Below are 26,941 nucleotides of genomic sequence, written 5' to 3' on the forward strand. Positions count from 1 at the left end.
AGGTCGGTGGGTGGGGGGTGTCGTTCGGGCCCCCCCGTGGAGGAAAAGCAACCCAAGGGGGGGGGGCGGGGGGGGGGGGGGTGGGTGGGGGGGGGGGGGGGCCTGCCCCCCCCCCCCCCCCCCCCCGCTCCAGTACGCCGCGTACGAAGGAGGCCTGCCCGGCGTGCTGGAGGTCGTCGCCCAGCACGCTGACCAGCCGAACCCCGAGGGTGACCGGCGGGTCCCAGCGCTCGTCGACCACCCGGTCCAGGTCGGTGGCGGCCAGTGCCCGAACGAACCGCAGGGTCTGCTCGTGCACGGCGTCGAAGTACCCCAGCAGCAGCTCGCCCGAGTCGACCCGGACCGCGGCGACCTGCCGCGCCGAGTGCCCGTACCCGGTCGCCGCCGCGGGCAGCGGCAGGGCGAACCGGTCCGCCCAGCCCTCGGCCTGCCAGACCTGTTCCAGGTCGGCCGCGTCGGCGATGTGGTCGTCCTGGATCCGGGTCAGGTGCCAGACCAGCCAGGTGATCGAATTCGCCGCCGGGTCGATGCGCGCGTTGAGCCGCTCCGCCGGGAGACCGTCCACGACCTCGTGCACGATCTCCCGGATGCGTCCGAACCCGTCGGCGATGACGTCCGTAGCCTTCATGCACCCACCATGCAAGGCCCGGCGGCCCGCCCGCCGCGAGCGACACGCGGCCGGCGGGCGGGGAGGGCGGGGAGAGCGGGGCGGCTCAGTGGGCGGCGTCGGCCTTTACGGCCTCGTCCGCCTTTTCCGCCTTCTCGGCCTTCGCGGACCCTTCCGCGGCGCCGGCGGGAGCCGAAGCCACCGCCACGGTGCCGTGCCCGCCCCGCAGCCCGATCCAGCTGATCACCGCGACCAGGGCGAAGGCCACGGCCCCGATCCCGAAGGTGAGGGTGAACCCGGACTCCGCCGGCAGCGGGGGGACCCCCGCAGGCAGGTGCTCGATGGTCTTGGAGGCGAGGATCGTGGTGACGACGGCGCTGCCGATCGCACTGCCCGTGGAGCGGGAGATCGAGTTGATGCCGTTGGCGATGCCGCTCTGGTGGTGCGGGACGCTGGCCATGATCACGGCCGGCATGGCGGCGTAGCCGAAGCTGACGGCCGCGCCGACGACCAGCCCGGCGCCGATCACCGAGAGGCTGTGCTGGTGGTCCAGGACGAGCCAGCCGAAGCCGACCGCGCCGAGCACGGCGGCCAGGCCCAGGGCCGCGCGCGGACCGCGGTGGCGGACGATCTGGCCGCCGATGGGGGAGGCGAGCAGCGAGACGATGGCGCCGGGCAGCAGGAACTGCACGGAGGCGCGCAGGATCGACGCGTCGAAGCCGTAGCCGGTGAGCGCCTCGGGCATCTGGACGAGGTACGAGACGCCCAGGAAGTTCGCGAACATGCCGAAGCCGACGAGGATGCCGGCCAGGTTGGCCATGAGCACCGGGCGGTGGACGAACATCCGCATGTCGACGAGGGGCTCGCGGACCTTGCGCTCGACGAGCACCCAGACGGCGGTCATGACGGCGGCGCCGGCGAAGCTGCCCACCGTGCGGCCCGAGGTCCAGCCCCACTCGTGGCCCTGGGAGATCGGCAGCAGGAGCAGCAGCAGGGCGATGCCGAGGGTCAGCGCGCCGAGGAAGTCGGTGCGGCCGCCCGTCTTGTGGCGGGTCGCCGGCACCAGGAAGACGACGGCGAGCAGGGCGAGGGCCGCGAAGCCGGTCGCCATCCAGAAGGCGTTGCGGTAGTCCGCGCCGGACCCGGAGGTCAGCAGCCCGGTCGCGACCAGCGCCAGGCCGCTGCCGAACGCGAGCGTGCCGCTGACCAGCGCCATCGCGCCCGGCAGCTTCTGCGGCCGGACCTCTTCGCGCAGGACCGAGAGGGCCAGCGGGAAGATCGCGGTGGCGGCTCCTTGGAGCACCCGGCCCAGGATCAGCAGCGGCAGCGAGGACGCCAGCGCGGCGATCACGGAGCCGGCGACCATCACGCCGAGCACGGCGACCAGGGTGGGCTTCTTGCCGTGCTGGTCGCCGAAGCGGCCGAGGAGCGGGGTGAAGACGGCCGCCGACAGCAGCGTGGCGGTGGTCACCCAGCTCACGTTGGCGGTCGAGGTGCCGAGATCGTCGCGGATGAGGCCGAGGATCGGGACCGGCAGGGTCTGCATCATCGACACGACCATGGCGGCGAGGCTCAGGGCGAAGACGATGACCGTCTCGTTCCTGTGCCCGGAGGCCGGGGCCGCGGCGGAGGAGGGGGTGCTCATGGGTGGCGGGACCTAACGCAGATGTTTGAAGTCATCAAGTAACTCGGTCGACGGTAGACCTCAATAGTTAAGGTGGTCAAGTAAACAATTGATAATGTGAAACATCCTGAGTACGCTCCAGGTATGAGCGACACCGCCACGCCCGCCCCCACCAAGCTCCAGCTGCTGGAGCTGCTCGCCGCCATCGGCACCGCCCAATGGCGCGAGTTCGCGGCGGCCGCCTCCCAGTACGGACTCACCTCCACCCAGGCCAGGGTCCTGGCCCAGCTCGACGGCCCCGTGCCCATGCGCGGGCTCGCCACCCTGCTGGTCTGCGACGCCTCGAACGTGACCGGCATCGTCGACCGCCTGGAGGCCCGGGAGCTGGTGCGCCGGGAGCCCGACCCCGCCGACCGCCGCGTCAAGAACGTCGTGGCCACGGACGCCGGCCGCGAGGTCATCCGCCGCGTACGGCAGGAGATGCAGGCGATGCACGGCGCGCTGGACACGCTCGACGAGGCCGAGAGCGCCACGCTCTACGCGCTGCTGGCCCGGCTGCGCCCCTCGATGGAGAAGCACTAGCCTCGACCTCCATGAGCACCCTTCAGATGATCAATGGCATACCCGTGATGATGTTCGAGGCCGAGGGTGAGGTCATCGCGAGCGAGCGCGATGCCCTGCTCTGCATCGGCGACGCCTCCTACCAGGGCGCTCACTGGGTCGTCATCCCCGTCGAACGCTTCGGCGAGGCGTTCTTCCGGCTGAGCACCCGCGTCGCCGGCGAGATCATCCAGAAGTTCGCCCAGTACCGGATGGGCATCGTCGTCCTCGGCGACATCTCCCGGCACACGGCGGCCAGTACGGCCCTGCGGGACTTCGTCCGCGAGTGCAACCGCGGCCGCCAGACGTGGTTCCTCGCCGATGCCGAGGAGCTGCGCGAGCGACTGACCGGGGCGACGGCATGAGCGGTGACGGCACGAACGGCGGCGGTCTGAGCGGTGACGGCGCGAGCGGCGGCGGCGAGATCCGGATCCTGCGGGCGGCCGACCGCCCCGCCGCCGTCTGGAAGAACGGCGGGGGAGTCACCCGGGAGATCGCGGCCCACCCCGAGGGCGCCGGCATGGACGCGTTCCGCTGGCGGGCGAGCCTCGCCGAGGTGGCTGCCGACGGCCCGTTCTCGGCCTTCCCCGGCATCGACCGCACCCTCACCCTCGCCGAAGGCGCGGGCATGGACCTCACGGTGGGCGGCGTACGGCGCCTCGTCGACGAGCGGTTCGCGCCGCGGGACTTCGCCGGGGACGAGCCGACCGACTGCCGGCTCCTCTCGGGCCCCGTCGTGAACTTCAACGTCATGTACCGCCGGGGCGCCGCGACGGTGGAGACCGCCGTCGTACGGGGCCGCCTCGGCCTCACCGCGCCGCCCGGCGAGACGCTGCTGATCGTCGCCCTCGACGGACCGGCGGTCCTCGAACCGTCGCAGGGCCCGCCCCTCGCCCTGGACGCGTACGACGCGGTCCTGGCGACGGGCCCCTTCGCCGGCCTCGTACGGACCTCCGGACGTGCGGCCGTCGTACGCCTGAGGTAGGGGTCAGCGCACGCCCAGCTTCACCCACTTCGCCGCGCTGGGCACGCCCTTCGCGTTGAGCAGGAAGAGCATGTAGTACCCGGGCGGGGCGTCGGCCGCGCCCGGGGGAGTGCGCAGCCCGATCGCGGAGCCGTGGACCCCGGTGAGCCGGAGCTCCAGATGGCGCTGGCTGGTGTTCACCGAATGCGTGACGGTCGTCGGCGCCAGCAGCACGGCGCGCTTCACGTCCGCCGGCGTCGAACTCGTGACCTCGAAGGCCTTGTCGTAGCCGAGCTCGCCCGCCGGCGCCCGGTCGAGCGCCGGCCGGGCGCCCCGGTGCAGGTAGGCCGGCTCGTAGAGCTCGATGCTGCCGTCCATCCCGTCCCGGATGTCGGGGTCGTTGGCGATCTGCTGGAGCTCGTCGCCGGTGACCATCATCCGGCCGTCGGGCAGGACCAGGGCGTTGGAGTGGTAGCCGCGGGGCAGCCGCTGGGCGGGCCCCAGTTTCCAGTGGCCGCGCGCATCGCGCAGCTCGATCTGCCGGTACTTCAGGTCGGCCTTCGGATTGAACGGCCCGTGGCCGTAGTCCCGGGTGTCCAGGGCGCCGTTCACGGTGAGCAGCGTGCCGTCGGGCAGGATCAGGGTGCCGTCCTGGGTACGGCCGAACGCCCGCGGTTCCTCGATGCTCCAGCGGCCGCCGGACAGCCGGTACGTGAGCGGGTCGCGCGGGTCGCCGCCGAGTACCAGGACGGAGTCCGGGCCGCGGAAACCGGCCGGAAGCGGCACGGCCGAACCGTACCCCCGGAAGTCGGCGGGCCGCCGGGGCAGGTCGGTGCGCACGTCCTTGACCGGGTCGAACAGCCACTGCTGGTCGGCGTCGCGGCCCAGCCCGTAGATCATCCCGTCCCGCAGCGAGAACAGGTGCGGATAGTCGTTCCGGAAGGGGGCCTGCGACCGGAGCCGCTCCGAGGCGACGTCCACCGGGATGTCGTACGGCCGCCAGGGCACGGGATGCCGGAGGGCGGGGAAGCGCTCCACCACCGGAGTGGGTGTGCCCGTCCCGCGCTCGGACTGGCCGGACATGATGATCTGGCGGCCGTCCGCCCCGGTCACGACCGAGGGGTACCAGCGGCCCACGGACATGTCGCGGTTGCGGAACCAGGTCTCGGTCCACGGGTCGAACACGAAGGAGAGCTTGGCGCCGCTGCCGCCCTTCCCGCCGACGTTGCCGCCGAAGACCCCGACCATGCCGTTGGGGAGGTAGGAGTGACCGGCGCAGAAGAACGGCGCCGGGCGCGGGGCGTAGGTGCCGTCGGGCATCAGCACCACCGGCGGCGGCACGTTCTTGAAGGCCGCCGCCCCCGTCCCCCTGGCCGGGTCCCAGAGGTAGGCGCGGCCCGCGTTCGTCCGGCCGACCGTGTTCGTGGGACCGGTCTCCTTGGTGGGATCGGCTTCCACGCGCTCGAAGGAGAAGAGCAGCACCTTGCCCGTGGGCAGCAGGGCCACGTGGACGCCGAAGTCGGGCGAGGGGAAGAACTGGGTGAACCGGCCGAACGCCGCCGCCTGGAAGCCGGCGTTGGCCTTGCGCTGGGACTGCTCCAGCGAAACCAGGCTCGCCGTGCGCTTCGACTGCGGATAGCCCTGGGTGCCCTGGGCCGCCTGCCGCAGCCGCGCGTGCGCGTGGGCGTGCTCCACGCCCAGCACGGCGGCCTCGTCGGCCCTCGGCTCCGGAGCGGGCGCCGCCCCCGTGAGGGCCAGGACGGAGGCGATCACCCAGGCCGACACTGCGGCGGTCCGATGGGCGCGGGACATGGAACTCCTCAGCTGAAGGTCTGATCGATTCCGCCGATATTAGGAGAAAGCGGACCCTTTTCCGGATGAATCGCTGCGGCCATAGAGGTGAGAGCGCGCAACCTTCGCCCGCGCGCCGCCCGCCCGCGGCCGCCGCGGAGCGCTATCCATGTCGACGTGATCAAGTCGCTCCGTACCGGATTCACCGCAGCCGCCGTGACCGCAGCTCTCGTCACGCTCTCCCCCTCGGCCGGGGCCTCTGCCTCGGCTCCCTTCGTGAAGGCTCCCTCCGACGAGGTGACGGTGGACGTCGCCTCCGTCAACGGATCGGGCTGCCGTCCAGGCAGCGCCGCCGTCGCCGTGGCGCCGGACAACACGGCCTTCACCGTCACCTACAGCGAGTACGTGGCCCAGGCCGGCGGCGGGGCCCCCGCCGTCGAAAGCCGCAAGAACTGTCAGCTCTCCCTCGTCGTCCACGTCCCCCAGGGCTACACCTACGCGGTGGCCCAGGTCGACTACCGGGGCTTCGGCAGCCTGCAGGAGGGCGCGATCGGAACGCAGAAGGCCAGCTACTACTTCCAGGGCATGAGCAAGACCGCCCAGCGCACCCACAAGTTCACGGGCGCGCTCGACGACAACTGGCAGGCGACCGACACCACGGGCGTCCAGGCCCTCGCCTTCGCCCCCTGTGGCGAGCAGCGCAACTTCAACATCAACACCGAGCTGCGGGCAGAGGTCGGGACCTCCGACCCGTCGCAGACCAGCTTCATGGCGCTGGACTCGACGGACGGCAGCATCAACAGCGTGTACCACTTCTCCTGGAAGGAGTGCCCGGCCTACTGATCGGATCAGATCAGATCGGATCAGATCCCATCCGATCCGGCCTCAGGCAGAAGCGCGCCGCACCAAGGACGTGGTGGTGATCACCGGGTCCGGAGCGGCGCGCTCATCCCGTTTCCCGCCGCCCAGCGTGCCCAGCAGCAGCCGCGCCATCAGCCGCCCCATGCCCTCGATGTCCTGGCGCACCGTCGTCAGCGGCGGATCGGCGCCCTCCGCCACCAGTTCGGCGTCGTCGAAGCCGACCACGGCCACATCCGCGGGAACCGCGTGGCCGCGCTCCCGCAGCACCCGCAGCGCGCCCGTCGCCATCAGGTCGTTCGCGGCGAAGACGGCATCGATCCCGGAGCCGATCCCGGAGCCGGTTCCGGAGTGGATCCCGACGTGCCGGTCCAGCAGTTCGGCCATCGCGCGGGCCCCGCCCGCCACGGTGAAGTCCCCCTCGGCCACCAGCCCGGGATCGGCGTCCGGCAGCACGTCCCGGTATCCGCTCAGCCGGTCGGCGGCGGACGTCTGGTCGAGCGGGCCCGCGATGTGCGCGATCCGTTCGCGCCCCCGGGCCAGCAGGTACCGTACGGCCTCGCGCGCTCCGCCGCGGTTGTCGGCGTCGACGTACGCCACCCCCTCGCCCGGCTCCACCCCGGGCCCGGTGGTCCAGCCCGGCCTGCCGCCGTAGACCGTGGGCAGGCCGATCCGGCGGGTGATCGCGGGCAGTGGATCGTCGGTGTGCAGCGAGAAGGCGAGCGCCCCGTCGACGTGGCCGCCCGCCAAGTAGCGCTCGATCCGGTCGTAGTCGCCCCGGTCCTCGACCAGCAGCAGCACCAACTGCATGTCGTGCGCGGTCAGTTCCTTGCTGATGCCGCGCACCTGCCGGGAGAAGAAGGGGTCGGAGAAGATCCGGATCTCCGGCTCGGCGATGATCACCGCGACGGCGCCGGTGCGCCGGGTGACCAGCGCCCGGGCCGCGGGATTGGGCACGTAGGCCAGCTCCCGGACGGCCGCGCGCACCTTGTCCACCAGGTGCGGGCGCACCCCGTCGCCGCCGTTGACCACGCGGGACGCGGTGGCCCGGGACACTCCGGCGCGTGCTGCCACCGCCTCCAGCGTGGGGCGCTCCCCGGGACGCTGTTCGGGCACGGGCGTTCCTCCTGGGTGTCCGCGGGCGGTCGCCTCGCCGGGCAGCAGGGTAACGCGTGCCGCCGGGAGCGCGAGTGCGCTCCCGGCGGCGCGGGCACCTACCAGCCGATGCCGAGCGTCAGGCCGGTGGGCGGGTCGGCGTTGCCGAGGATCTGCACCGGGGACTGGTCGTTGACGTCGTCGTAGGGGAAGCCGTAGGCCCGTCCGTTCAGGCCGACGGTGTGGAAGAAGCCGGCGTAGTCGTTCTTCGCCGGGCCGGTGTAGTACGCCGCCGGGCTGTACCAGGAGGCGGTGTCGAGGGCGACGCCCCGGTTGAACGCGGCGCAGAACTCCGCGCCGAGCTGCTTCTCGGTGTCGTTGCCCGAGGCCAGAGCGCCGGAGCAGGACATGACCTCGGGCGAGGTGGGCTTGCGCAGGGTGAAGGGGCCCGCGCCGTTCTTGCCGAAGGTGAGGGTGGAGCCGGTGACCCGCCCGGTGAACGTCTCGCCGAGTCGGGTCAGGGTGAAGGGGTGGGCGGTGTAGTGGGCCCAGGCCTGGTCGATGGCGGCGGAGAGGTGGTCCTGCCGGGCTCCGCCGGGCAGGAAGAGGTCGGAGGAACGGGGCGCCAGGATCCGGTGGTTGTTCTGCAGCGGCCGGAAGGCGGAGCCGACGGAGGCCGCGTACCGCTGCATCACCTCGGCGCGGGTACGGGTGATGCCCCGGGTGGTGTCATGGCCGCTGGAGCTCTGGCGCAGCCTGGAGGTGATCGGGAGGCCGAACTGGTCGACCTGGGTGGTGTTCCCGCCGAAGGGGACCTGCCCGTACACGTAGGTGTACTCGTACCAGTCGAAGTACACGTCGTTGTTCGGGTCGTCGGGGTTGCGCGGATCGGGGCCGCCCCAGCCCTGGTCGTCGGGCGAGACGGGGATGAACACCGGGGAGCCGAGGGAGAGGTAGATCCGGCCCCCGCGGATCGCGGGCGGCGAGGGGACGGTCCCGCCGACCTGGGCGAGGGTGAAGGACATGTTCGGGTAGGCGACGCCCTTCTTGACCAGGTGACCGGGAGCGGTGGCGTCGAGGTGGTTGATGTGGGCCGTGCTGCCGTCGGGTTTCATGTACGACCACTGGCCGGGGGTCACCTGGCCGAGAACGGTGACGAAGACCTGCGCATCCGGATACGCGCCGCGGGTGTCGTTCCGGAAGGTGATGGGGAAGCTGCCGGTCCCTCCTCCTGCGCTGCCCGTGGCGGCGGCCCGGGCGGGCGTCGCCGGGGCCGCCGTCAGGGAGACCGGCAGCGCGAGCAGGAGCAGGAGCGCGGCGGGCAGGAGTCGCGGTATCCGCGCCCGGCGCGGGGGGTGCGTGGTGTTCACGGGTGCCCTCCTGCGTCCGGTCAGTGGCCGAAGTCGAACCAGTTGACGTTCACGAAGTCGGCGCCCTGGCCGCTGGTGAAGGTCAGGTACACGTCGTGGGTGCCGGTCACCGCGGTGATGTTCGCGGGCACCGTACGCCAGCTCTGCCAGCCACCCGTGTTCGCCACGGAGAAGCTGCCGACCGGCGCCGAGGTCCGGCTGTCGAGCCGTACCTCGACCAGGCCGCTCACCCCGCCCGCGGCCCCGGAGGCGACGCGCCCGTAGAACTGCCTCGCGGCCGTGGAGCCGAAGTCGACGCCCTTGAACAGGGCCCAGTCGCCGTTGCCGAGCGCGGTGAGGTCCTGGCCGCCGCCGCTGTCCGAGGTGGTCTCCTTCGCCACCCCGGCCTGGGAGTCGTACGACTCGGCCTGGATCGCCGCGTACGCGTCGCGGTTGCCGCCGGGCGGGGTGGTGGGCGGCGTCGTCGGAGGTGTGGTGGGAGGTGTCGTCGGCGGGGTGGTCGGCGGGGTCGTGCCGCCGGTCGAGCCGAGGACGGACACGTAGTCGACCACCATGGGATGGCCGGGCTCGGTCCCCGCGTCGGGCCCGCCGCCGAAGGCGTCCGGGAAACCGCCGCCCATGGCGACGTTCAGGATGATGAAGTAGCCGTGGTTCGTGGCGTTGGTCCAGGTGGTGGCGTCGACCTGATCGGCCCGTACCGTATGGAAGTTGATCCCGTCGACGTAGAAGCGCATCTGCTCGACGGCGGTCGACCTGTCCCACTCCACGGCGTACGTGTGGAACCCGCCCTGGCAGCTGGTGCCGGGGCAGACCCGCTGGCCGCCGATGCCGGAGGTCTCGTTGCAGGGGCCGCCCGGACTGGTGCCGCAGTGCATCGTGGCCCAGACGTTGTTGATGCCCTGGACGTTCTCCAGGATGTCGAGCTCACCGATCGAGGGCCAGTTCCACCAGTTGCCCCGGTAGGGGGCCCCGAGCATCCAGAACGCCGGCCAGTAGCCCTTGGCCGCCGGGCCCGTGACGTTCGGCATCTGGATGCGGGCCTCGGTGCGCAGTGTGCCGCCCGGCGCCGGCTGGAAGTCCGACCGCCGGGTCTCGACGCGGCCCGAGGTCCAGTTGCCGGCCGCGTCCCGGCGCGGGGTGATGCGCAGGTTGCCCGACCCGTCGAGGGAGACGTTGGCGGGGTCGGCGGTCATCGTCTCGATCTCGCCGGTGCCGAAGCCGCCCGGCCCGCCGGGATAGCTCGTACCGGTCGTGTACTGCCAGTCGGCGGTGTTCACGCCGGAGCCCGCGGGCCCGTTGAACTCGTCCAGGAACACCTGGGACCAGCCGGCCGGGGTGGGGGGAGCCGTGGCGCCCGCGGGCAGGGTGACGGCCGCCGAGGCGGCCGCGACCAGGGTGATCGTGCTGAGCGCGGTTAAGACGGCCTGCCGGACGGTCGGCCGTTTCCTACCGGATGTCTGACGCATGGGTGCCCTCTCTGAAGCGCCGTGAGGCGCGGTGCGGGGGGGAAGAGCCGGCGGAGCTCACCGTCTTGAGAGCGCTCTCAAGCGGCTGCGCTGGACACTGTGCTCCCCGGCACCGAGGGCGTCAAGACTTTGAACCGGCAAAGGGCTTACGGGTCAAGGGGGTTCATTCGTTGAACGCTCGGCGCGGCCTGAGGCCGCGCCGAGGGGCCCGTCACCCATAAGGCCCAACTCGCCGCCCTCAATCGGGCGGGCCGAGGACCTCCCGCGCGCCGGGCAGGTCGTGGACGGACGCCGCCGTCCCGGTCAAGGGCAGCAGCGCGGAGAGCGGGCACGGTACGGGGATCTCGTGGTCGACCTCCCACTCGCCGGCCGCGTCCCCGCCGGGGCCGCGGTCGGTGGTGCAGACGGCGTACAGATTGCCCGCGCAGCCCCGGCAGAGCAGGGCACCGTGGCCGCTCACGGCCGCCCCGCCGACGGATGCGCGGCGACGGGCGTGCGCCGGGCTCCGGTCTTCGCCCGAGTGGCGGGTGCGCCGGGCGCTTGTAGCGTCGGTGGCGTCAGGAGTCCTGGTGACCCGACAGGACTTCGCAGGCCGGTTCGCAGATGCGGAACACGTCGCGCCAGCGCGCCGAGCCGCACGTGTGCCGCCCGCGTCGGTGCCGAGCCGGTCCGCCCCTCGCGACGCGACCGGGCGCACGCGCAGCCCCCGTGAGAGAGGCCGTGCCGATGTCTGACGATGTCCCGATAGCGAGCCTGCTGCGTGTGGAGAGGGGCCTTGCCGCCCCCGAGGAACTGGCCGCGATCGCGGTCGTCGTCGCGTGCTACGCGGCGCATCGGACGTCCGGTGACGGCGACGCGAAACGCGGCGTCGGGGCGGGGTCCGGCGCCGGCCGCCGCCGTGCCGTCCGGCCGGGCGCCGGCTGCTGGGCAGGCTGCTGGGCCTGCCGCTGAACCCTTTCCGCCGGCCGCGCGCACGGCCGGCGGAAGGGGAGGGGAAGTGGTCACGCGCGTCGCAGCACCGTCGAGAGGACCTCGTGCAGGGCCGCCGCGGGATCGGCCACGGCGCCCTCCGAGCGCCAGGCCACGAACCCGTCCGGCCGTACGAGCACGGCGCCTTCGGCGCTCATCGCGTGGACCTCGCTCCAGTCGGGACCGCCGGCCTGGATCAGGTCCGCGTCCGGTCCGGAGCCGATGGCGTAGGCGTCCAGCCGCACCGGCAGCCGCTCGGCCACCCGCTGCGCGGCCGCCCGCCACGGCGTTCCCGCGCCGCTGAGCAGCACGAAGGAGCGCTCGTAGAGGTCCAGCGTGGAGATCCGCTCACCGGCCCTGGTCACCCACATGTGCGGGGCCCGGGTGCCGGTGTCGCCCGTCAGGCGCAGCGTCTCCGGGATGACGGGCCGCTCCGGGTCGCCGCCGACCAGCGCGCCCCGCGGGTAGCAGTAGCCCATGGCCGTGGTGAGGACCCCGCTGCCCGGCCCGCCGCCCATCGTGGGCGGCGGCGCGTACCCGGGGTGGCTGTGCTCCGCCGAACGGGCCGACGCCCGTTCGCTCGTGGCCCGGGCCACCGGCAGCCGCTCGGCTTCGTAGGTGTCGAGCAGCCCGATGCCGGCCGCCCCCTCCAGTACCGCGGCGATCTTCCACGCCAGGTTGTGCGCGTCCTGGATGCCCGTGTTCGAGCCGAAGGCACCGGTGGGGGACATCTCGTGGGCCGCGTCCCCGGCGAGGAACACCCGGCCGGCCCCGTACCGCTGCGCCACCCGTTCGGCGGCATGCCACGGAGCCTTGCCGCCGACCTCCACATCCAGGTCGGGCACGCCGATCGCCTCGCGGATCTGGTCCACGCACCGCTCGTCGGTGAAGTCCTCCAGGGTCTCGCCCCGGTCCGGGTGCCAGGGGGCGTGGAAGACCCACTGCGTCTCGTTGTCCACCGGCAGCAGCGCCCCGTCCGCGCCCGGACGCATCAGGTAGCAGACGATGAACCGCAGGTCGCCCAGCACCTCGACGAGCCGCTCCGAGCGGAAGGTGACGCTCACGTTGTGGAACAGCTCGCCGTTGCCCGTCTGAGGGATCCGCAGCTGCTCCCTGACAGGGCTGCGCGGTCCGTCCGCGGCGATCAGGAAGTCGGCGCGCACCGTGCTGTGCACGCCGGTCTCCCGGTCCTTCACCACGGCGTTCACCCCCGCCGCGTCCTGGTCGAAGCTCATCAGCTCGGTGGCGAACCGGACATCGGCGCCCTGCGCGCGGCTCTGCGCGGCCAGCACGGGCTCGATGTTGTTCTGGCTGCACAGGCACCAGCCCGTCGGGCTGAAACGGGCCAGCGCGCCGGACGGGTCGACCGACTTGATCAGCCAGTTGTGGTCGCCGTCGGTCAGTGACCTGGCCTGCAGAATGCCCTGATTGCCCTCCAGTACGGACGCCGCCCGGCGGATCGCGCGCTCCGCCCCTGCCGTGCGGAACAGCTCCATCGTCCGGGCGTTGATGCCGCGGCCGCGCGGGTGCGCGGAAGTACCGGAGTGCTTCTCGACCAGCAGGTGCCTCACTCCGTGGCGGCTCAGGAAAAGCGAGGTGGACAGGCCCACGAGGGAGCCGCCCACGACGAGAACCGGTACGCGAACATCGGCGTTGTCTTCCATCAGCTGCGGGCTCCTGTTTTCTGTGTGGGGGAGTGGACTCTTTATGCCCCCGATCGGAGATCAGGCCCAGTTGATTCGTCGGTTGTCACCCGCTTGATCCTGACATGTAGCGGTACGTCCCCACCCGGATGACGATGAGCGACAGCGGCTCCCCCTGAGACGCGCCGGCCTGCCGTTCCCGACCGAGGCGGCCGCCGGCCCGGGCGGACGCCACCGGTGACGGACGAGGGGTCCGTACGCGATGGATCTCCACCCCCTCATGAAGGAGTGAGTAGATGACAACCACCCTGTCCGAACGGGTGTCGCAGTCAGCCTTCGACGGCTCCATGCTCCGGGTCGTCCTGCTGATGGATCTCCACGAGGGGACCCAGCAGCAGTTCTTCGAGGCGTACGAACAGCTCCGCCACGACATCGCGTCGGTCCCGGGCCACATCAGCGACCAACTGTGCCAATCCTTCGAGGATCCCTCGCAGTGGCTCATCACCAGTGAGTGGGAGAGCGCCCCGCAGTACCTCGCATGGGTCAACAGCGAGCACCACGCCGAACAGGTGAAACCGCTGGGCGCGTGCGCGCGCAACATGCGCCCGCTCAAGTTCACCGTCCTGCGGGAGACCGGCCGCGGCTACGACCAGGCGGCCCGCCCGACCACGGCGCGCCTGCAGAGCGCACCCCGGCTGGGCGCCGGGATCGTGCGCCACGCCCTCACCTTCACCGTCAAGCCGGGCAGCGAGAAGGAGGTCGCGGCCATCCTCTCCAGCTACGCCTCCCCGGCGGCCCGCGTCGACGCCCACACCCGCCTGTGCCGCACCTCGCTCTTCATGCACGGCAACCGGGTCGTCCGGACGGTGGAGGTCCAGGGCGACCTGGTGACGGCCCTGCGACACGTCTCCGAGCAGCCCGAGGTACGCGCCGTGGAGGAGGCGATCAACCCCTACCTCGAACAGGACCGGAACCTGAACGACCCGGAATCCGCCCGCATGTTCTTCATGCGCGCCGCGCTCCCCGCGGTCCACCACATCACCGCACCGGAGCCGGAATCCGCCGACGTGCAGCGGCACGCGCTGTTCTACCCGGCCAAGCCCGGCTGCGGCCCGGCGCTCGCGAAGTTCCTGGCCCTGCAGGACGAGGCGGCCGCGCACCACCCCGCCAGCCCCGTACGGAGCAGCAGCATCTTCCAGCGTGACGACATCGTCGTCCGCCTGATCGACGTGCGGGGCCCGCTGGACGCCGCGCCCGAGGCCGGCTCCGGTGCCTTCGGCCCGCGCAAGGCGGCGGTGCTCGACCGGCTGACGGCCGCGCCCGGCGGGCAGGCCCGCGCCGCGCACCACACCATGACCCTGATCACCGACCGCCGGGCACCCGCGCAGTCCTGATCCCCCCCGGTCCACCCCGAGTCCCACCCTGGACCCCATCCCCGTCCAGGCTCTCCACCACACGCCAGGAGGAACCCGCCATGACCAGACAGCGCCCACGCATCGTGGACCTCAGCGAGACGCCGCCCAACCGCCGGCGCGGCGGCGATCTGAGGGCCGTGCTCACCCCGACCTCGGTGGGTTCCACCAGCGGCTTCATGGGCCTGGCGATCATGGCTCCCGGGGAGTCCATCGCCGAGCACTACCACCCGTACTCCGAGGAGTTCGTGTACGTGGTCGCCGGCCGGCTGGAGGTCGACCTCGACGGCGAGGCCCATCCGCTGCGCACCGACCAGGGCCTCCTGGTCCCGCTCAACATGCGCCACCGGTTCCGCAACGTCGGCGACACCGAGGCCCGCATGGTCTTCCACCTCGGCCCGCTGGCCCCGCGCCCGGAGCTCGGCCACGTCGACACCGAGCAGGCCCCGCACCCGGAGAGCACCGCCTGGGAGCAGCCGCCGGACCGAACCGGAGCGGTCTCGTGACCCGCCGGCGGGTGGCCGTCACCGGAGTCGGCGTGGTCGCGCCCGGCGGGATCGGCGTCCGCGACTTCTGGGACCTGCTCTCCAACGGCCGTACGGCCACACGCGGCATCAGCCTCTTCGACCCGGCGGGATTCCGCTCCCGGATAGCCGCGGAGGTCGACTTCGACCCCGCCGCGCACGGCCTCGGCGAGGGCGAGGCGGCCCGGGCGGACCGCTACATCCAGTTCGCCCTGGTCGCCGCCCGCGAGGCCCTGCTCGACTCCGGACTCGACCTCACCACGGACGAGGCCTGGCGGACCGGCGTCTCCCTCGGCACGGCCGTCGGCGGCACCACCCGTCTGGAGCACGACTACGTCGCCGTGAGCCAGTCCGGCTCCTGGTGGGACGTGGACCACAAACTGGCGAGCCCGCACCTGCACCGGGCGTTCACGCCCGCCACCCTCGCCTCCGCCGTCGCGGAGCAGACGGGAGCGCGCGGCCCGGTCCAGACCGTCTCCACCGGCTGCACCTCGGGACTCGACGCCATCGGGTACGCCGTCCACTCCATCGCGGAGGGCCGGATGGACGTGTGCATCGCGGGCGCCTCCGACTCACCCATATCGCCGATCACCGTGGCCTGCTTCGACGCCATCAAGGCGACCTCGCCGAACAACGACGACCCGGCCCACGCCTCCCGGCCGTTCGACGCCGACCGGGACGGTTTCGTCCTCGGCGAGGGCGGCGCCGTCCTCGTACTCGAAGAGCTGGAACACGCCCGCGCCCGCGGTGCGACCGTCTACTGCGAGATCGGCGGCTACGCCACCTTCGGCAACGCCCACCACATGACCGGGCTGACCGCCGAGGGCCTGGAGATGGCGCGGGCGATCGAAACCGCCCTCGCCCAGGCCGGGGTCGCCGCCCACGAGATCGACTACGTCAACGCGCACGGCTCCGGCACCAAGCAGAACGACCGCCACGAGACCGCGGCGGTCAAGCGGGTGCTCGGCGAGCACGCCTACAAGACGCCGATGACCTCCATCAAATCCATGGTGGGGCACTCCCTCGGCGCCATCGGCGCGATCGAGCTGGCGGCCTGCGTACTCGCCATGACCCACCAGGTGGTACCGCCGACCGCGAACTACGAGACGCCCGACCCCGAGTGCGACCTGGACTACGTGCCCCGCGTCGCCCGCGGCCGCAAACTGCGCAGCGTGCTCTCCGTGGGCAGCGGCTTCGGCGGCTTCCAGTCCGCCGTCGTCATGACCATGCCGAAGGAGGCGGTCTCGTGACCAGCCGCACGGTCATCACGGGCATCGGGGTCGTCGCGCCCAACGGCGTGGGCGCGAGCGCCTTCTGGAAGGCGACCCAGTCCGGCCTCAGCGTGCTGGACCGCGTCACCAGAGCGGGGTGCGAGCACCTCCCGCTGCGCGTCGCGGGCGAGGTCCGGGGCTTCGACCCCGGCGCCATGGTCGAGGACCGCTTCCTCGTCCAGACCGACCGCTTCACCCACCACGCCCTCGCCGCGGCCGACCTCGCCCTGGAGGACGCCCGGCTCGGCCGCGCCGACTACGAGGGCGACCCCTTCTCCGTGGGAGTCGTCACGGCGGCCGGCTCCGGCGGCGGCGAGTTCGGGCAGCGCGAGCTCCAGCACCTGTGGGAGCAGGGCCCCCGCTTCGTCGGCCCCTACCAGTCGATCGCCTGGTTCTACGCCGCGAGCACCGGCCAGATCTCCATCCGGCGCGGCCTGAAGGGCCCCTGCGGGGTGGTGGCCAGCGACGAGGCGGGCGGGCTGGACGCCTTCGCGCACGCCGTCCGGGCGATCCGCCAGGGCAGCAGGGCGATGCTGGTCGGGGCGACGGAGGCACCCCTCGCGCCGTACTCCATCGTCTGCCAGCTGGAGTACGAGGGCCTGAGCACCAGTGACGACCCGGAGCGCGCCTACCGGCCGTTCACCGACAAGGCCTGCGGGTACGTCCCCGCGGAGGGCGGCGCGATGTTCGTCGTGGAGGACGAGGCCGTGGCCCGCCGCCGCGGCGCCACCGTACGCGCCGTACTCGCCGGCCACGCCGCGACCTTCACCGGTACCCAGCGTCCGGACGAGCGCGGCGAAGGCCTGGCCCACGCCATCCGCGGCGCGCTCCGCGAAGCCGGCTGCGCCCCCGAGGAGATCGACGTGGTCTTCGCCGACGCCCTCGGGACCGTGCAGGCCGACACCGCGGAGGCGGCCGCCATCGCCGACGCCCTCGGCGACCACGGCCGCAAGGTGCCGGTCACCGCGCCCAAGACCGGTACCGGCAGGGCCTACTGCGCGGCGCCGTCCCTCGACACCGCGGCCGCGGCGCTGGCCCTGGAGCACGGCGTCATCCCGCCGACCCCGAACGTCTTCGACGTGTGCCACGACCTCGACGTGGTGACCGGCGGCGCCCGCCCCGCGGAGTTGCGCACCGCGCTCGTGCTGAGCCGGGGCCGGATGGGATCGAACTCGGCGCTCGTCGTCCGCAAGGGCTCCCCGGCGGCCACGTAGTTGGAGTGGTGCGGCGGGCCCCGTGCGGTCCTTTCGCAGGAACAGAACAGGAAGAGAGAAGCCACCGTGTCCGACCGACTGACCCTGGAGGAGCTGGCGGCACTGATGAAGACCGCCGGCATCACCGTCGACCCCACCGACTTGGCGAGCCGTCCGGACTCCGCCTTCGACGAGTACGGCCTGGATTCGCTGGGCCTGCTCGGCATCGTCGGCGAGCTGGAGAGAGCGCGCGGACGGGCCCTGCCCACCGACGCCGAACGCTGCAAGACCCCCGGGGAATTCCTCGACCTCGTCAACAACAGCCTGATGACCGGAGCCTGAGATGCCAGGACACACCGAGAACGAGATCACCGTCAACGCGCCCGTGGACCTCGTGTGGGAGATGACCAACGACCTCCCGAGCTGGCCGAACCTGTTCAGCGAGTACGCCTCGCTGGAGATCCTCGAACAGAAGGGCGACACCACCCGGTTCCGCCTGACCATGCACCCCGACGAGAACGGCAAGGTGTGGAGCTGGGTCTCGGAGCGGACCGTCGACCGCGCCGGCCTCAGCGTCCGCGCCCGGCGGGTGGAGACGGGCCCCTTCGCGCACATGGACATCCACTGGCAGTACTTCAAGGTGCCCGGCGGCACCCGGATGAAATGGACCCAGGACTTCGCGATGAAGCCGGACGCGCCGGTGGACGACGCGTGGATGACCGACAACATCAACCGCAACTCCCCGATCCAGATGGCGCTCATCCGCGACAAGATCGAGCAGCGCGAGCGCGAGAGCCGCACTCCCGCCGTCAGCCGTCTCTGAAACGAAAGGCAGCAACGGATGCACCGCGCTCTCATCGTCGCCCGCATGGCGCCCGGATCGGCCCCCGACATCGCCGAGCTCTTCGCGAGCTCGGACGCGGGTGAACTGCCGCACCTGGTAGGCGTCACGCGCCGCAGCCTCTTCCAGTTCGGCGACGTCTACATGCACCTGATCGAGTCGGACCGGCCCCCCGGCCCCGCCATCGCGCAGGTCACCGACCACCCGGAGTTCCGGGACCTCAGCGACCGGCTCACCGCCTACATCAGCCCGCACAACCCGGAGACCTGGCGCAGCCCGAAGGACGCGATGGCCCACGAGTTCTACCGCTGGGAGAACCCCGGCGCGAAGTGACCCGGCGGCCCGGACGGGACCCGCACACCGGCGTGTGCGGGTCCCGCCGCGCGTGACCGGTCAGGAGCCCGAGAGAGCAGAGAGCAGGAGACCGCATGAACCCGACCGACACCGACCACTTCCCGGCGGACCCGGCCCGCCCGCACGATGGCGTGTACGCCCGCAGCTCCCTGCGCGTCCTCGTCCTGTCCGGGTCCTCGCGCACCGGCTCGGTCAACGCCCGGCTCGCGTCCCTGGCCGCCGCCCTGGTGTCCAGGGCCGGCGCCGTCCCGGACGCCGCCACGCTCGGCGACTTCCCCATGCCCCCGTACGACGGCGACGTGGAGGCCGACGAGGGCCTGCCGAAGGGGGCGCTCGCCCTGTGCGAGCGGATCGAGGCCGCACAGGCGCTGGTCATCGCGTCCCCCGAGTACAACGCCTCCGTCCCGGGCGTACTGAAGAACGCCATCGACTGGGTCTCCCGCTACCGCCCGCAGCCCTTCAAGGACAAGCAGAGCCTGCTCCTCTCGGCCTCGCCCTCGATGGTGGGCGGCAACCGCGGGCTCTGGGCCCTGCGCGTACCGCTGGAGCACCTCGGCGCCCGCGTCTACCCCGACATGTTCAGCCTGGCGGGCGCCCACCACGCGTTCGCCGAGGACGGCGCCCTCTCCGACCAGGGCCTGTCCGAGCGACTGGTCTCGACGATCGACGCCTTCCTCGACCTCGCCGAGGCGGACACCCGCTACCTGTGCCTGCAGCGCCGCTGGTACGAGTTCCTGGGCGACCGCACCGATGCGCCGGTGACCGCACGCGCACAGGACTGATCACCTCGGGCACAGGGCGTGAGCTATGTTTGAGCGCGAGTGACATGAGTAAGGAGGCACTCCGGTGTCATCGGGCCAGCAGGCACGCGCACAGGCGGCTGCGATCAAGCCGAGCGGCCAGTCGTCCCAAGAGGTCCGTCCTCCGGCCGACCGGCTCCTCGCGCTCTTCGATGGCCGCCGCCTGTCCCCGGGCCAGCGCCGGATCGCCCAGTACCTGATCGACCATCTCACCGAGGCCGCGTTCCTCTCGATCACCGAGCTGGCCGAACGGGTCGGCGTGAGCCAGCCCTCCGTGACCCGCTTCGCCGCCTCCCTCGGATTCAGCGGCTACCCCGCCCTGCGCGACGTGCTCCAGCCGATCGCGCTGAGCGCCGTCGCCGGCTCCCCGGACACCCGCGAGCAGATCCGCCGCAACGAGCTCCAGGCCGCCGTCGACGCGGAGATCGAGAACCTGGAGAACGTACGCCGGCTGCTCGCCGACACCAACCAGGTGCTGGACATCGGCCGCGAGCTGGCCGCCTCGGTGCCGCTGACCGTGCTCGGACTGCGCATCTCGGTCTCCCTGGCCGAGTACTTCGCGTACGCGGCCCGGCGCATCCACCCCGACGTACGCCTGGTGACCCGCGGCGGCAGCGTGGCCTTCGACGCGCTGCTCCAGTCCAGGGCCGCCGGCGGGACCTGGGTGCTGGCCTTCGCCATGCCACGGCACGCCAAGGAGACCCTTTCGGCCATTCGTGCCGCCCGCAGTACGGGGCTGCGCGTGGTCCTGATCACGGATCCCACCCTGGGGCCGCTGGTGGACGAGGCGGACGTGGCACTGACGGCGGGGACCGGGTCCCGGCTGGTGTTCGACTCGTACGCGGCGCCCGGGATGCTGTCAGCGGCCCTGCTGCAGGCGATGGCCGATGCGGACCCGGAGCGGACGCAGGCGCGCCTGGAGGATTACGAGCACGTGGCCGACCAGCACGGCTTCTTCTTGTAGCTCGGGTAGCGCCCGCTTCCACCAGGGGATATTCAGCCATCGAGGTGCATGAAATTTTTCATACCCTTGCGTACTCGACGGTATATATGTTTACTGACGACGGCGCTCCGGATCCACCAGATGCCAAGGAGGACGACCCCACGTCTTCCTGAACGGACGCCCGGTACGGCGAACCTCCTCACGCCGCGACCGGGCGTCGAGTCCAGGCCCTCGGATCCCGCAGAGCGCCCATGGCGGCCTCGGTCAACCCCTGGGCCGAGGCCGCCCCAGAACGTCTCGATCAGAGCTTCGACACCCTCGGAAGTGACGAGAATGCCCCAGACGGCCACCATCACGCGCAGCCCGGACTGGCCCATGCAGGTCAAGGCGCCCGGGACCCACGACTGGGAACGCACGGCCACGCGATGGCTGCGCGACCTGCTCCCGGCCCGCTACGGCGGCTACCTGACGCTGACCCGCCACCACGCGCTCCTGGCCCGGCACGTACAGCTCCAGCTCCAGCACGAGATGCGCGCCGTACGGGCGGCCCTGCAGACCAGCCGGGCCGAGCTGCCCATGATGGGCATAGCCGAGTCGGTCATCGAGAACTCGATCCGGATGTACGCCGTGGAGCTGGAGCAGCTGGGGCGCCTGTCGCGCAGCGCGCGGCTCGTCTCCGACGCGCTCCTCGTGGGCACTCCCGCACAGCGCAGGCGCTGACCCCCCTCGCGAGGCCCCTCAGGCGGGCTGCCAGGAGCGGAGCCGGGCGGCCACCTCGTAGACCGTGACGCGGAGCATGCGGATGTCGGTGATGAGGTCGCGCCACTGTGCGTAGGAGCCGTCCACCGCCTGGCCGGAGGCCTCGATGTAGGCCACGGCCACCCCATAGGCGAAGTATTCGTTGGAGTCGGGGAGCGGCCGGAGCAGGACGATCGCGTCGAGCAGCGCGGCCGCACGCCAGTAGGCGTCGGGGGTGTCCACTTCGAGGCTCGGCGTGTTCACCCGGTGCCGGGCGACGGCGGCGACCAGGGCGGAGTGGTCGGCCACCCCCACGTCCTTGAACAGCGCCTCCTGCCGCTCCAGCAGCCAGCGGTGATCGATGTGCAGTTCCACGCGTCCGAGTATCCCCGCCCGAGGCCCGGCCGTGTGGCTTTTCGGCTCGGGCGGGGACCGAGGGGACTACGGCTTGGGCAGCGTGCAGCCGGGCCGGTTCAGGTCGATCACGTTCTTGGGGCCTATGCAGGGGACGATGGTGTAGGTCTCCTGCGCGTAGTTGATGCCCTGTCGGACCGTCACGTTGCCGCTCTGGTCAACCTCGCACGGGTTGTTCACAGTGCAGCGCGCGCCGTCCTCGTTACCCGTGTTGTTGACGGCGACGACCTTGCCGGTGGCCGCGTCGACGACCGGCGAGCCGGAGGTGCCACCGATGGTGTTGCAGGACGAGGTGTAGCGGACCGAATCCTTCCAGGTCCAGTCGCCCTCCTTGAGGAGGTAGGCGAACCCGTCGATGTTGCAGTTGTAGATCCGCTTCCAGTACCCGGAGACCACGCTGATCGCCGAACCCTGCGTCGGGCGCACGTCGTTCAGGGTCAGCGCGCTGATGCCGTACTGGCTCTGGATCTGGGCGTAGGTCTTGGTCAGCTGGTAGATCGAGATGTCCGTGTCGGTCATCGTCGCGTACGAGATCTTGCTGGCCCGCAGCGTCGCGACCTTGGAGCCGGCCGAGTTGAGCAGCGAGAACGAGCGGCTGGAGCGCTGGTCCTTGATGACCTCGCCGGCCGCCGGGAAGCCCGTCTCCAGGCAGTGCCCGTTGGACAGGACGAGGGCGAGGTCGCCCGGCTGGGAGCCGGGTGCGCGGACGACGGAACCGGAACAGTTGCTGAGTGCGACGGTGCCCGCGAAGTTGACCGCGACGGCGGTGGCGTCGGATGCGGTGGGAGCCGTGACGGAGGTGGGGGCGGAGGGTGCGGTGGGGGCGGAGGGTGCGGCGACGGCCGGGGTGACGGCCGCTCCCGTGAGGAGCAGGGAGAGTAAGACGCCGACGAGAGGCTTTTTCATGTGGGGGTTCCCCTCTGATGGCCATGTGCGACCGAAGAATCCTTCGGTTGTCATGAGCATTGTTGGGACCCCGGCCCCAAGTCACAAGAGGGCGTGCCAGGTTGGGGCGCGGCCGGGGGAGCGCCTCTGGGTGGCGCCGAAGGTTCGGAGATCTGACCACCGCACGGGTGTTCCGCAGCGAGGGCTTCGCCTCCTACGGTCTGTGCAGCACGGTTCCGGACCAGGAGGCAGAGTGAAGCGCGAGACCGACATCGACATCGACCGACTGGTGAAGGCGATGCACGCGGTCGAGGAGGCGGGACGGCTCTTCGAGGAGGCGCTCGCCGTGTACGAGGCGCGCGGCCTCAAGCGGAACAGCGACGACTTCAAGGTGGCGGGCGGCTCGGTCCAGACCTTGCAGGGCGCGGAGGAGATGGCCCTCGGGACCCGCAAGTTCCTCACCGAACTCGCGCTGATCGTCGGCTACGCGAGCGCCGGTTTCGAGGAGCGCGTGGGCGGGCGGCTGGCCGCGGCCCGGGCCGGTTTCACCGGCATCTCCGGCGGCGGGGCCCGGATGGGCCGCCCGCTGCTCGACCCGACCCTGCTGGGGCTGCGGCTGCTGCTGTCCGTCGAGCTCTTCGAGCCCGGCTTCAGGGCCGAGATCGAGGAGGTCGTACGGGCCGAGCGGGCGACGTACCCCGACCCCTCGATGTTCCGCATCCCGGCGACGGCGGAGGGCGCCGCCACCGTCGGCCGTACGCCTTGACCCCCCGGGGTGCCGGGTCGGGCCGACCGGGCGAGGCTGGGGGTATGCATCATGCCCCGGTTGTCGTGCATCGGATCCTCCCGTCGGGAGGCCGCCAGGTCACCCTGCGGACCGCGAGCGCGGAGGAGTCCCTCGGTCTGGCCCGCTCGGACGACGACGTGATCGAGTTCCTGCGGCGCGCCGGCATGCCGGACCCCGACGACGTGGTCCTCGGCGGCACCGAGCTGGTGGAGTGGGATTCGGACCCCTCGCACGTGTACGAGGCGGACCCGCCGACCGACGACCTCCCCTGAGGCTCCCGCAGACGGCCCGGCCCGGTCACCGCACTAGACTCCCGCAGTGCAGACCGTCGCCTGGAGGGGGAGCGAAGTGAGCGAGTCGCAGTGGAGCCTGGAAGAGCACATAGTGGTGGACGCCGCCCCGGTGGACGTCCACCGGGTGGTGTCCGACCTGCGGAACATGGGCCGTTGGAGCCCGGAGTGCCGGCGGGTCTGGGTGCCCCGGCCGCCGCTCCGCGTCGGAGGCCGGTTCGTCGGGTTCAACCGGAGCGGACTGTTCCTCTGGTTCACGATGGGCCGGGTCACGGCCCTGCGGGACCCCGCGGCTTCGCCCGACGGGACCGGTGAGTTCACCTTCGACGTCGCCGTCTTCGGGCTCCCGATCGCCCGTTGGGGATACCGCTTCGAGCCGGACGGCGAGGGCACCCGCGTCACGGAGACCTGGCGGGACCTGCGCAGCGGTCGCAGCGCCCGCCTGGCGGTTCTCCTCGGCTCGGTGTTCACCGGCACCAACCCGGAACGCCGCGTCGAGGTCAACCGCGCCGGCATGCGCACCACCCTCGCCCGCCTGGCGGCCGAGTGCGGCCGCGGCGCCGCCTGAGGGGGCCTGGCGGGGGCCTGACTCGGCCTGAGGGGACCTTCCCCGGCAGCCGCCGGGCCGCGGGTCGCACCGACGACCAGGGTCTTCGGCCAGGCGGGCGATCTCCGGCCCATTCGCCGTGCGACAACCCGATAATGACCTTCCGTCAAGTTCTTCTGGATTCTCGTCCCGCCCGGTAACCCCCCTGCCCGGTCGAGAAGGAGAATTCCGTGCCCCGTCTGGCCCGCTTGCCGCGCCTCGCCGGTACCGGTGCGGCGGCCGTCGCCCTCGCCCTGCTGGCGTCCGCGGCCACCGCCACCGCTGCCACCGTCGAGCCGCCCCCGTCGAGCCGCCCCCGTCGCTCTCGCTGTCGGACCCGCGCATCGTCGCCCACTTCGACTTCGCCAAGGGCCAGACACCGGAGAACATCGCCCTGGAGCCGGACGGGTCGGCCAACCTGACCTTCGCCCTCGCCCGGCAGGTCGCCCGGGTCGGCAAACACGGACACACCCGGATCCTCGCGACCCTGCCGGCCGCCGCGAACCCGGCCACGCCGCTCATCGGCGTCGAGGTCACGACAGGGATCGTCCGCACCGACGACGGATCGCTCTACTTCAACTACCTCACCGGCACCAGCGATCTGACCGGCATCTGGCGGATCACCCCCGACGGCTCCGTCGAGCGCTTCGCCGAACTGCCCACCACCAGCTTCGCCAACGGCCTCGCCCTCGACGAGGAACACGGCGTGCTCTACGCCGCCGACTCCGCCCTGGGCCAGGTGTGGCGCGTCTCGCTCGACGACGGCTCGGTGACGACCTGGGCCACCGGCACCGCACTCCAGCCGGTCGGCTTCGCCGGCGCCAACGGCATCAAGGTCCACCACGACGCCGTGTGGGTGTCCAACCTCGACCGGGGCACCCTGCTGCGCATCCCCGTCAACGAGGACGGCTCCGCCGGGACGATCAAGACACAGGCCACCGGGCTGGCCGGGATCGACGACTTCGAATTCACCGGCCCCGGCGAGACCGTCCTCGCCGCGCTGAACGCGAGCAGTGAGGTCGCCCTCGTACGCCCCGACGGCACCCACTCCATCGTGCTGAAGCCGCAGGACGGGCTGTCCAACCCCACCTCCGTGGCCCTGCGCCACAACAAGGTGTACGTGCCCAGCGCGGCCTTCACGACGATGCGGGACCCGAACCTCCTGATCGCCCGCCTCGGCACGCACCACCGCTGACAACGCCGAGAAGGTCTTCGCCACCCCATCCGGCCGGACCCCCAGGGTCCGCCGGTGGGGTCCCCGGGAGGGTCGACTAGGGTCTTCGTGACAGCGACACCGCGTACCGTACGCGCGACCCCGAGGAGAAGCCGTGACCGAGCCGGCGTCCACCGCACTTCAGCAGGAGATCGCCCGGGAACTCCTGGTGAGCGAGTCCTTCGACGCGGAGCGCGAGATCGAGCGCCGGGTGGCCTTCCTCACCGAGCGGCTCACCTCGACCGGCCTGCGCTCCCTGGTCCTCGGCATCAGCGGCGGCGTCGACTCCACCACGGCCGGTCGGCTGTGCCAGCTCGCCGTGGAACGGGCCCGCGCGGCCGGGCACGAGGCCACCTTCTACGCGATGCGCCTGCCCTACGGCGTCCAGGCCGACGAGCGCGACGCCCAGCTCGCCCTCTCCTTCATCCGCGCCGACCAGGTGCTGACCGTCGACGTGAAGCCGGCGAGCGACGCCGCCCTCGCGGCCTCGCTCGCCGCCGGAGTGGCCTTCCGCGACGCGCACCACCAGGACTTCGTCCAGGGCAACATCAAGGCCCGCCAGCGCATGATCGCGCAGTACGCGGTCGCCGGCGCGCACGACGGCCTGGTCGTCGGCACCGACCACGCCGCCGAGGCGGTGTCCGGCTTCTTCACCAAGTTCGGCGACGGCGCCGCCGACCTCGTCCCGCTGACCGGCCTGACCAAGCGCCGGGTACGGGCCGTCGCGGACGCCCTGGGCGCCCCCGCCGAGCTGGTGTGGAAGACCCCGACCGCCGACCTGGAGACCCTCGACCCGGGCAAGGCCGACGAGGACGCGCTCGGCGTCACGTACGACGACATCGACGACTTCCTGGAGGGCAAGCCGGTGGACGAGCGCGCCTTCGAGATCATCGTCCGCCGCTACCGGCTCACGGAGCACAAGCGGCAGCTGCCGATCGCCCCCTAGTGCTGTGGCCGGCGGAACAGGGCCGTCCAGAGGAAGGCCTCGCCGAACAGCGGGGACTCGGACGGCTCGTCGCGCATCCGGCGCAGCTCGACCTCCGCCAGGTCGGAGAAGATCCGGCGCAGTGACTCCGGCGTATAGGCCAGGCCGCCCTGGAGCCCGGAGTGGCGGTAGAAGTCCGCGTCGGGCAGCTCGGAGCCCATCGCGCCGGCTGCGAAACACGTGAGGGCGAGATGACCGCCCGGCGCGAGGACCCGGTCGAGGAGCGCGAGGTAGCTGACGCGGCGGTGCGGCGGCAGATGGTGGAAGCAGCCGGAGTCGTAGACCAGGTCGTACGGACCGCTCAGCTCGGCCGCGGTCAGGGCGAAGGCGTCCCCGCAGTGGAAGCGGACGTCGGCCCCCGCCTCCCGCGCACGCTCCTCGGCCCACGAGATCGCCGCCGGTGACAGGTCCACGGCGTCCACCTCGAAGCCCAGGGAGGCGAGGCGCAGCGCGTTGCGGCCCGGGCCGCAACCGAGGTCGAGGGCGCGGCCCGGGGAGATCAGGCCCCGGTCGAGGTACGACTCCAGGTTCTCGTCCGGCTTCGCCACGAAGAACGGCACCGGCTTCGAGCGGTCGGCGTAGAAGCCGTCCCACCAGCCGGCCCCGCCGGCGGTCCAGCGGTCGGCCTCCGGCGCGAACAGGCCGTCCAGAAGGCTCAGTACGTCCTCCATCGTGCGTATGCTCCGGTCCACGTTCTGGTCCATCAAGTCCCCTTTCC

The 26,941-nt window shown here is 72.0% G+C and carries 30 protein-coding genes and 1 pseudogene; 20 read left to right on the forward strand and 11 right to left on the reverse strand.

Annotation, left to right across the window (positions count from 1 at the left end; genetic code table 11):
• Positions 1 to 124 precede the first annotated feature (124 nt).
• Both ACZ45T_RS26320 and ACZ45T_RS26325 read right to left on the reverse strand, forming a co-directional pair.
• Positions 125 to 628 (reverse strand): annotated as a pseudogene (locus ACZ45T_RS26320) (mycothiol transferase); the annotation flags it as partial.
• A gap of 85 nt (positions 629 to 713) precedes the next feature.
• Positions 714 to 2,252, reverse strand: coding sequence for an MFS transporter (locus tag ACZ45T_RS26325; RefSeq protein WP_468445366.1), 1,539 nt, complete (start codon positions 2,250 to 2,252; stop codon positions 714 to 716).
• Between the two features lie 123 nt (positions 2,253 to 2,375).
• Here ACZ45T_RS26325 and ACZ45T_RS26330 point away from each other — a divergent pair, with 123 nt between their 5' ends.
• The 3 genes from ACZ45T_RS26330 to ACZ45T_RS26340 are packed head-to-tail and all read left to right on the forward strand — an operon-like array spanning position 2,376 to position 3,816.
• Positions 2,376 to 2,813, forward strand: coding sequence for a MarR family winged helix-turn-helix transcriptional regulator (locus ACZ45T_RS26330; RefSeq protein WP_468445368.1), 438 nt, complete (start codon positions 2,376 to 2,378; stop codon positions 2,811 to 2,813).
• Between the two features lie 11 nt (positions 2,814 to 2,824).
• On the forward strand, positions 2,825 to 3,196 hold the full coding sequence (locus ACZ45T_RS26335) for a DUF4180 domain-containing protein (RefSeq protein WP_468445370.1): 372 nt from the start codon (positions 2,825 to 2,827) through the stop codon (positions 3,194 to 3,196).
• A complete protein-coding gene (locus tag ACZ45T_RS26340) occupies positions 3,193 to 3,816 on the forward strand; it encodes a HutD/Ves family protein (RefSeq protein ID WP_468445372.1) in 624 nt (207 codons plus the stop codon). The genes ACZ45T_RS26335 and ACZ45T_RS26340 overlap by 4 nt, the downstream gene beginning before the upstream one ends.
• 3 nt (positions 3,817 to 3,819) lie before the next feature.
• Here the strand turns inward: ACZ45T_RS26340 and ACZ45T_RS26345 are convergent, their stop codons facing one another.
• The gene (locus tag ACZ45T_RS26345) at positions 3,820 to 5,607 is read right to left on the reverse strand and encodes a galactose oxidase-like domain-containing protein (RefSeq protein ID WP_468445374.1); all 1,788 of its coding nucleotides are present in this window, start codon (positions 5,605 to 5,607) and stop codon (positions 3,820 to 3,822) included.
• A 156-nt stretch (positions 5,608 to 5,763) separates the two neighbouring features.
• On the opposite strand from ACZ45T_RS26345, the gene ACZ45T_RS26350 reads away from it, so the two are divergent.
• Positions 5,764 to 6,429 (forward strand): DUF4360 domain-containing protein, encoded by a 666-nt coding sequence (locus tag ACZ45T_RS26350; RefSeq protein WP_468445376.1) that lies wholly within the window; start codon positions 5,764 to 5,766, stop codon positions 6,427 to 6,429.
• Between the two features lie 42 nt (positions 6,430 to 6,471).
• Here ACZ45T_RS26350 and ACZ45T_RS26355 read toward each other — a convergent pair whose 3' ends face one another.
• The 4 genes from ACZ45T_RS26355 to ACZ45T_RS26370 all read right to left on the reverse strand — a co-directional run bounded on the left by ACZ45T_RS26355 (position 6,472) and on the right by ACZ45T_RS26370 (position 10,835).
• Positions 6,472 to 7,560, reverse strand: a complete 1,089-nt coding sequence (locus tag ACZ45T_RS26355; RefSeq protein ID WP_468445378.1) for a LacI family DNA-binding transcriptional regulator — start codon at positions 7,558 to 7,560, stop codon at positions 6,472 to 6,474.
• A 98-nt stretch (positions 7,561 to 7,658) separates the two neighbouring features.
• Positions 7,659 to 8,909, reverse strand: a complete 1,251-nt coding sequence (locus tag ACZ45T_RS26360) for a glycoside hydrolase family 64 protein (RefSeq protein ID WP_468445380.1) — start codon at positions 8,907 to 8,909, stop codon at positions 7,659 to 7,661.
• A gap of 20 nt (positions 8,910 to 8,929) precedes the next feature.
• On the reverse strand, positions 8,930 to 10,375 hold the full coding sequence (locus ACZ45T_RS26365) for a glycoside hydrolase family 16 protein (protein WP_468445382.1): 1,446 nt from the start codon (positions 10,373 to 10,375) through the stop codon (positions 8,930 to 8,932).
• A gap of 238 nt (positions 10,376 to 10,613) precedes the next feature.
• Positions 10,614 to 10,835 (reverse strand): hypothetical protein, encoded by a 222-nt coding sequence (locus ACZ45T_RS26370; RefSeq protein ID WP_468445384.1) that lies wholly within the window; start codon positions 10,833 to 10,835, stop codon positions 10,614 to 10,616.
• A gap of 266 nt (positions 10,836 to 11,101) precedes the next feature.
• Here ACZ45T_RS26370 and ACZ45T_RS26375 point away from each other — a divergent pair, with 266 nt between their 5' ends.
• Positions 11,102 to 11,326 (forward strand): acyl-CoA carboxylase epsilon subunit, encoded by a 225-nt coding sequence (locus ACZ45T_RS26375; protein ID WP_468445386.1) that lies wholly within the window; start codon positions 11,102 to 11,104, stop codon positions 11,324 to 11,326.
• Between the two features lie 50 nt (positions 11,327 to 11,376).
• Here ACZ45T_RS26375 and ACZ45T_RS26380 read toward each other — a convergent pair whose 3' ends face one another.
• Positions 11,377 to 13,008, reverse strand: a complete 1,632-nt coding sequence (locus ACZ45T_RS26380; RefSeq protein WP_468445388.1) for an FAD-dependent oxidoreductase — start codon at positions 13,006 to 13,008, stop codon at positions 11,377 to 11,379.
• A 275-nt stretch (positions 13,009 to 13,283) separates the two neighbouring features.
• Here ACZ45T_RS26380 and ACZ45T_RS26385 point away from each other — a divergent pair, with 275 nt between their 5' ends.
• From ACZ45T_RS26385 to ACZ45T_RS26430, 10 genes are all read left to right on the forward strand, one after another.
• The gene (locus ACZ45T_RS26385) at positions 13,284 to 14,381 is read left to right on the forward strand and encodes a SchA/CurD-like domain-containing protein (protein WP_468445390.1); all 1,098 of its coding nucleotides are present in this window, start codon (positions 13,284 to 13,286) and stop codon (positions 14,379 to 14,381) included.
• A gap of 80 nt (positions 14,382 to 14,461) precedes the next feature.
• Positions 14,462 to 14,905: a cupin domain-containing protein gene (locus tag ACZ45T_RS26390; protein WP_468445392.1), complete on the forward strand. Its 444-nt coding sequence runs from the start codon at positions 14,462 to 14,464 to the stop codon at positions 14,903 to 14,905.
• A complete protein-coding gene (locus ACZ45T_RS26395) occupies positions 14,902 to 16,173 on the forward strand; it encodes a beta-ketoacyl-[acyl-carrier-protein] synthase family protein (protein ID WP_468445393.1) in 1,272 nt (423 codons plus the stop codon). The genes ACZ45T_RS26390 and ACZ45T_RS26395 overlap by 4 nt, the downstream gene beginning before the upstream one ends.
• Positions 16,170 to 17,408 carry a beta-ketoacyl synthase N-terminal-like domain-containing protein gene (locus ACZ45T_RS26400; protein WP_468445395.1) on the forward strand — a complete coding sequence of 413 codons (1,239 nt, stop codon included), beginning with the start codon at positions 16,170 to 16,172 and terminating at the stop codon, positions 17,406 to 17,408. The genes ACZ45T_RS26395 and ACZ45T_RS26400 overlap by 4 nt, the downstream gene beginning before the upstream one ends.
• A gap of 66 nt (positions 17,409 to 17,474) precedes the next feature.
• Complete coding sequence (locus ACZ45T_RS26405) at positions 17,475 to 17,729, forward strand: acyl carrier protein (protein WP_468445397.1); 255 nt, start codon at positions 17,475 to 17,477, stop codon at positions 17,727 to 17,729.
• A 1-nt stretch (position 17,730) separates the two neighbouring features.
• Positions 17,731 to 18,210 carry an SRPBCC family protein gene (locus tag ACZ45T_RS26410; protein ID WP_468445399.1) on the forward strand — a complete coding sequence of 160 codons (480 nt, stop codon included), beginning with the start codon at positions 17,731 to 17,733 and terminating at the stop codon, positions 18,208 to 18,210.
• Between the two features lie 18 nt (positions 18,211 to 18,228).
• Positions 18,229 to 18,561: a TcmI family type II polyketide cyclase gene (locus ACZ45T_RS26415; protein ID WP_468445401.1), complete on the forward strand. Its 333-nt coding sequence runs from the start codon at positions 18,229 to 18,231 to the stop codon at positions 18,559 to 18,561.
• Between the two features lie 170 nt (positions 18,562 to 18,731).
• Positions 18,732 to 19,364, forward strand: a complete 633-nt coding sequence (locus ACZ45T_RS26420) for an NADPH-dependent FMN reductase (RefSeq protein WP_468445576.1) — start codon at positions 18,732 to 18,734, stop codon at positions 19,362 to 19,364.
• Positions 19,365 to 19,428: 64 nt separating this feature from the next.
• Complete coding sequence (locus ACZ45T_RS26425) at positions 19,429 to 20,346, forward strand: MurR/RpiR family transcriptional regulator (RefSeq protein WP_468445403.1); 918 nt, start codon at positions 19,429 to 19,431, stop codon at positions 20,344 to 20,346.
• A 312-nt stretch (positions 20,347 to 20,658) separates the two neighbouring features.
• Entirely contained in the window at positions 20,659 to 21,045 is a 387-nt protein-coding gene (locus ACZ45T_RS26430) for a hypothetical protein (RefSeq protein ID WP_468445578.1), read from the forward strand.
• An 18-nt stretch (positions 21,046 to 21,063) separates the two neighbouring features.
• On the opposite strand, the gene ACZ45T_RS26435 is transcribed toward ACZ45T_RS26430, so the two are convergent.
• Together ACZ45T_RS26435 and ACZ45T_RS26440 are read right to left on the reverse strand one after the other, a co-directional pair.
• Entirely contained in the window at positions 21,064 to 21,438 is a 375-nt protein-coding gene (locus ACZ45T_RS26435) for a toxin Doc (protein WP_468445405.1), read from the reverse strand.
• Between the two features lie 66 nt (positions 21,439 to 21,504).
• Positions 21,505 to 22,383, reverse strand: coding sequence for a S1 family peptidase (locus ACZ45T_RS26440; RefSeq protein WP_468445407.1), 879 nt, complete (start codon positions 22,381 to 22,383; stop codon positions 21,505 to 21,507).
• A gap of 232 nt (positions 22,384 to 22,615) precedes the next feature.
• On the opposite strand from ACZ45T_RS26440, the gene ACZ45T_RS26445 reads away from it, so the two are divergent.
• The 5 genes from ACZ45T_RS26445 to nadE all read left to right on the forward strand — a co-directional run bounded on the left by ACZ45T_RS26445 (position 22,616) and on the right by nadE (position 26,184).
• The gene (locus tag ACZ45T_RS26445; RefSeq protein ID WP_468445409.1) at positions 22,616 to 23,128 is read left to right on the forward strand and encodes a hypothetical protein; all 513 of its coding nucleotides are present in this window, start codon (positions 22,616 to 22,618) and stop codon (positions 23,126 to 23,128) included.
• Between the two features lie 44 nt (positions 23,129 to 23,172).
• On the forward strand, positions 23,173 to 23,421 hold the full coding sequence (locus ACZ45T_RS26450; RefSeq protein ID WP_468445411.1) for a hypothetical protein: 249 nt from the start codon (positions 23,173 to 23,175) through the stop codon (positions 23,419 to 23,421).
• A 76-nt stretch (positions 23,422 to 23,497) separates the two neighbouring features.
• Positions 23,498 to 24,007, forward strand: a complete 510-nt coding sequence (locus tag ACZ45T_RS26455; RefSeq protein ID WP_468445413.1) for an SRPBCC family protein — start codon at positions 23,498 to 23,500, stop codon at positions 24,005 to 24,007.
• Positions 24,008 to 24,125: 118 nt separating this feature from the next.
• A complete protein-coding gene (locus ACZ45T_RS26460) occupies positions 24,126 to 25,220 on the forward strand; it encodes an SMP-30/gluconolactonase/LRE family protein (protein ID WP_468445415.1) in 1,095 nt (364 codons plus the stop codon).
• Between the two features lie 133 nt (positions 25,221 to 25,353).
• Entirely contained in the window at positions 25,354 to 26,184 is an 831-nt protein-coding gene (gene nadE, locus ACZ45T_RS26465; protein ID WP_468445417.1) for an ammonia-dependent NAD(+) synthetase, read from the forward strand.
• Here nadE and ACZ45T_RS26470 read toward each other — a convergent pair.
• On the reverse strand, positions 26,181 to 26,915 hold the full coding sequence (locus ACZ45T_RS26470) for a class I SAM-dependent methyltransferase (protein ID WP_468445580.1): 735 nt from the start codon (positions 26,913 to 26,915) through the stop codon (positions 26,181 to 26,183). The two genes, nadE and ACZ45T_RS26470, sit on opposite strands and share 4 nt — an antisense overlap.
• Positions 26,916 to 26,941: the final 26 nt, after the last annotated feature.

Source organism: Streptomyces sp. NPDC030995, assembly GCF_055571215.1.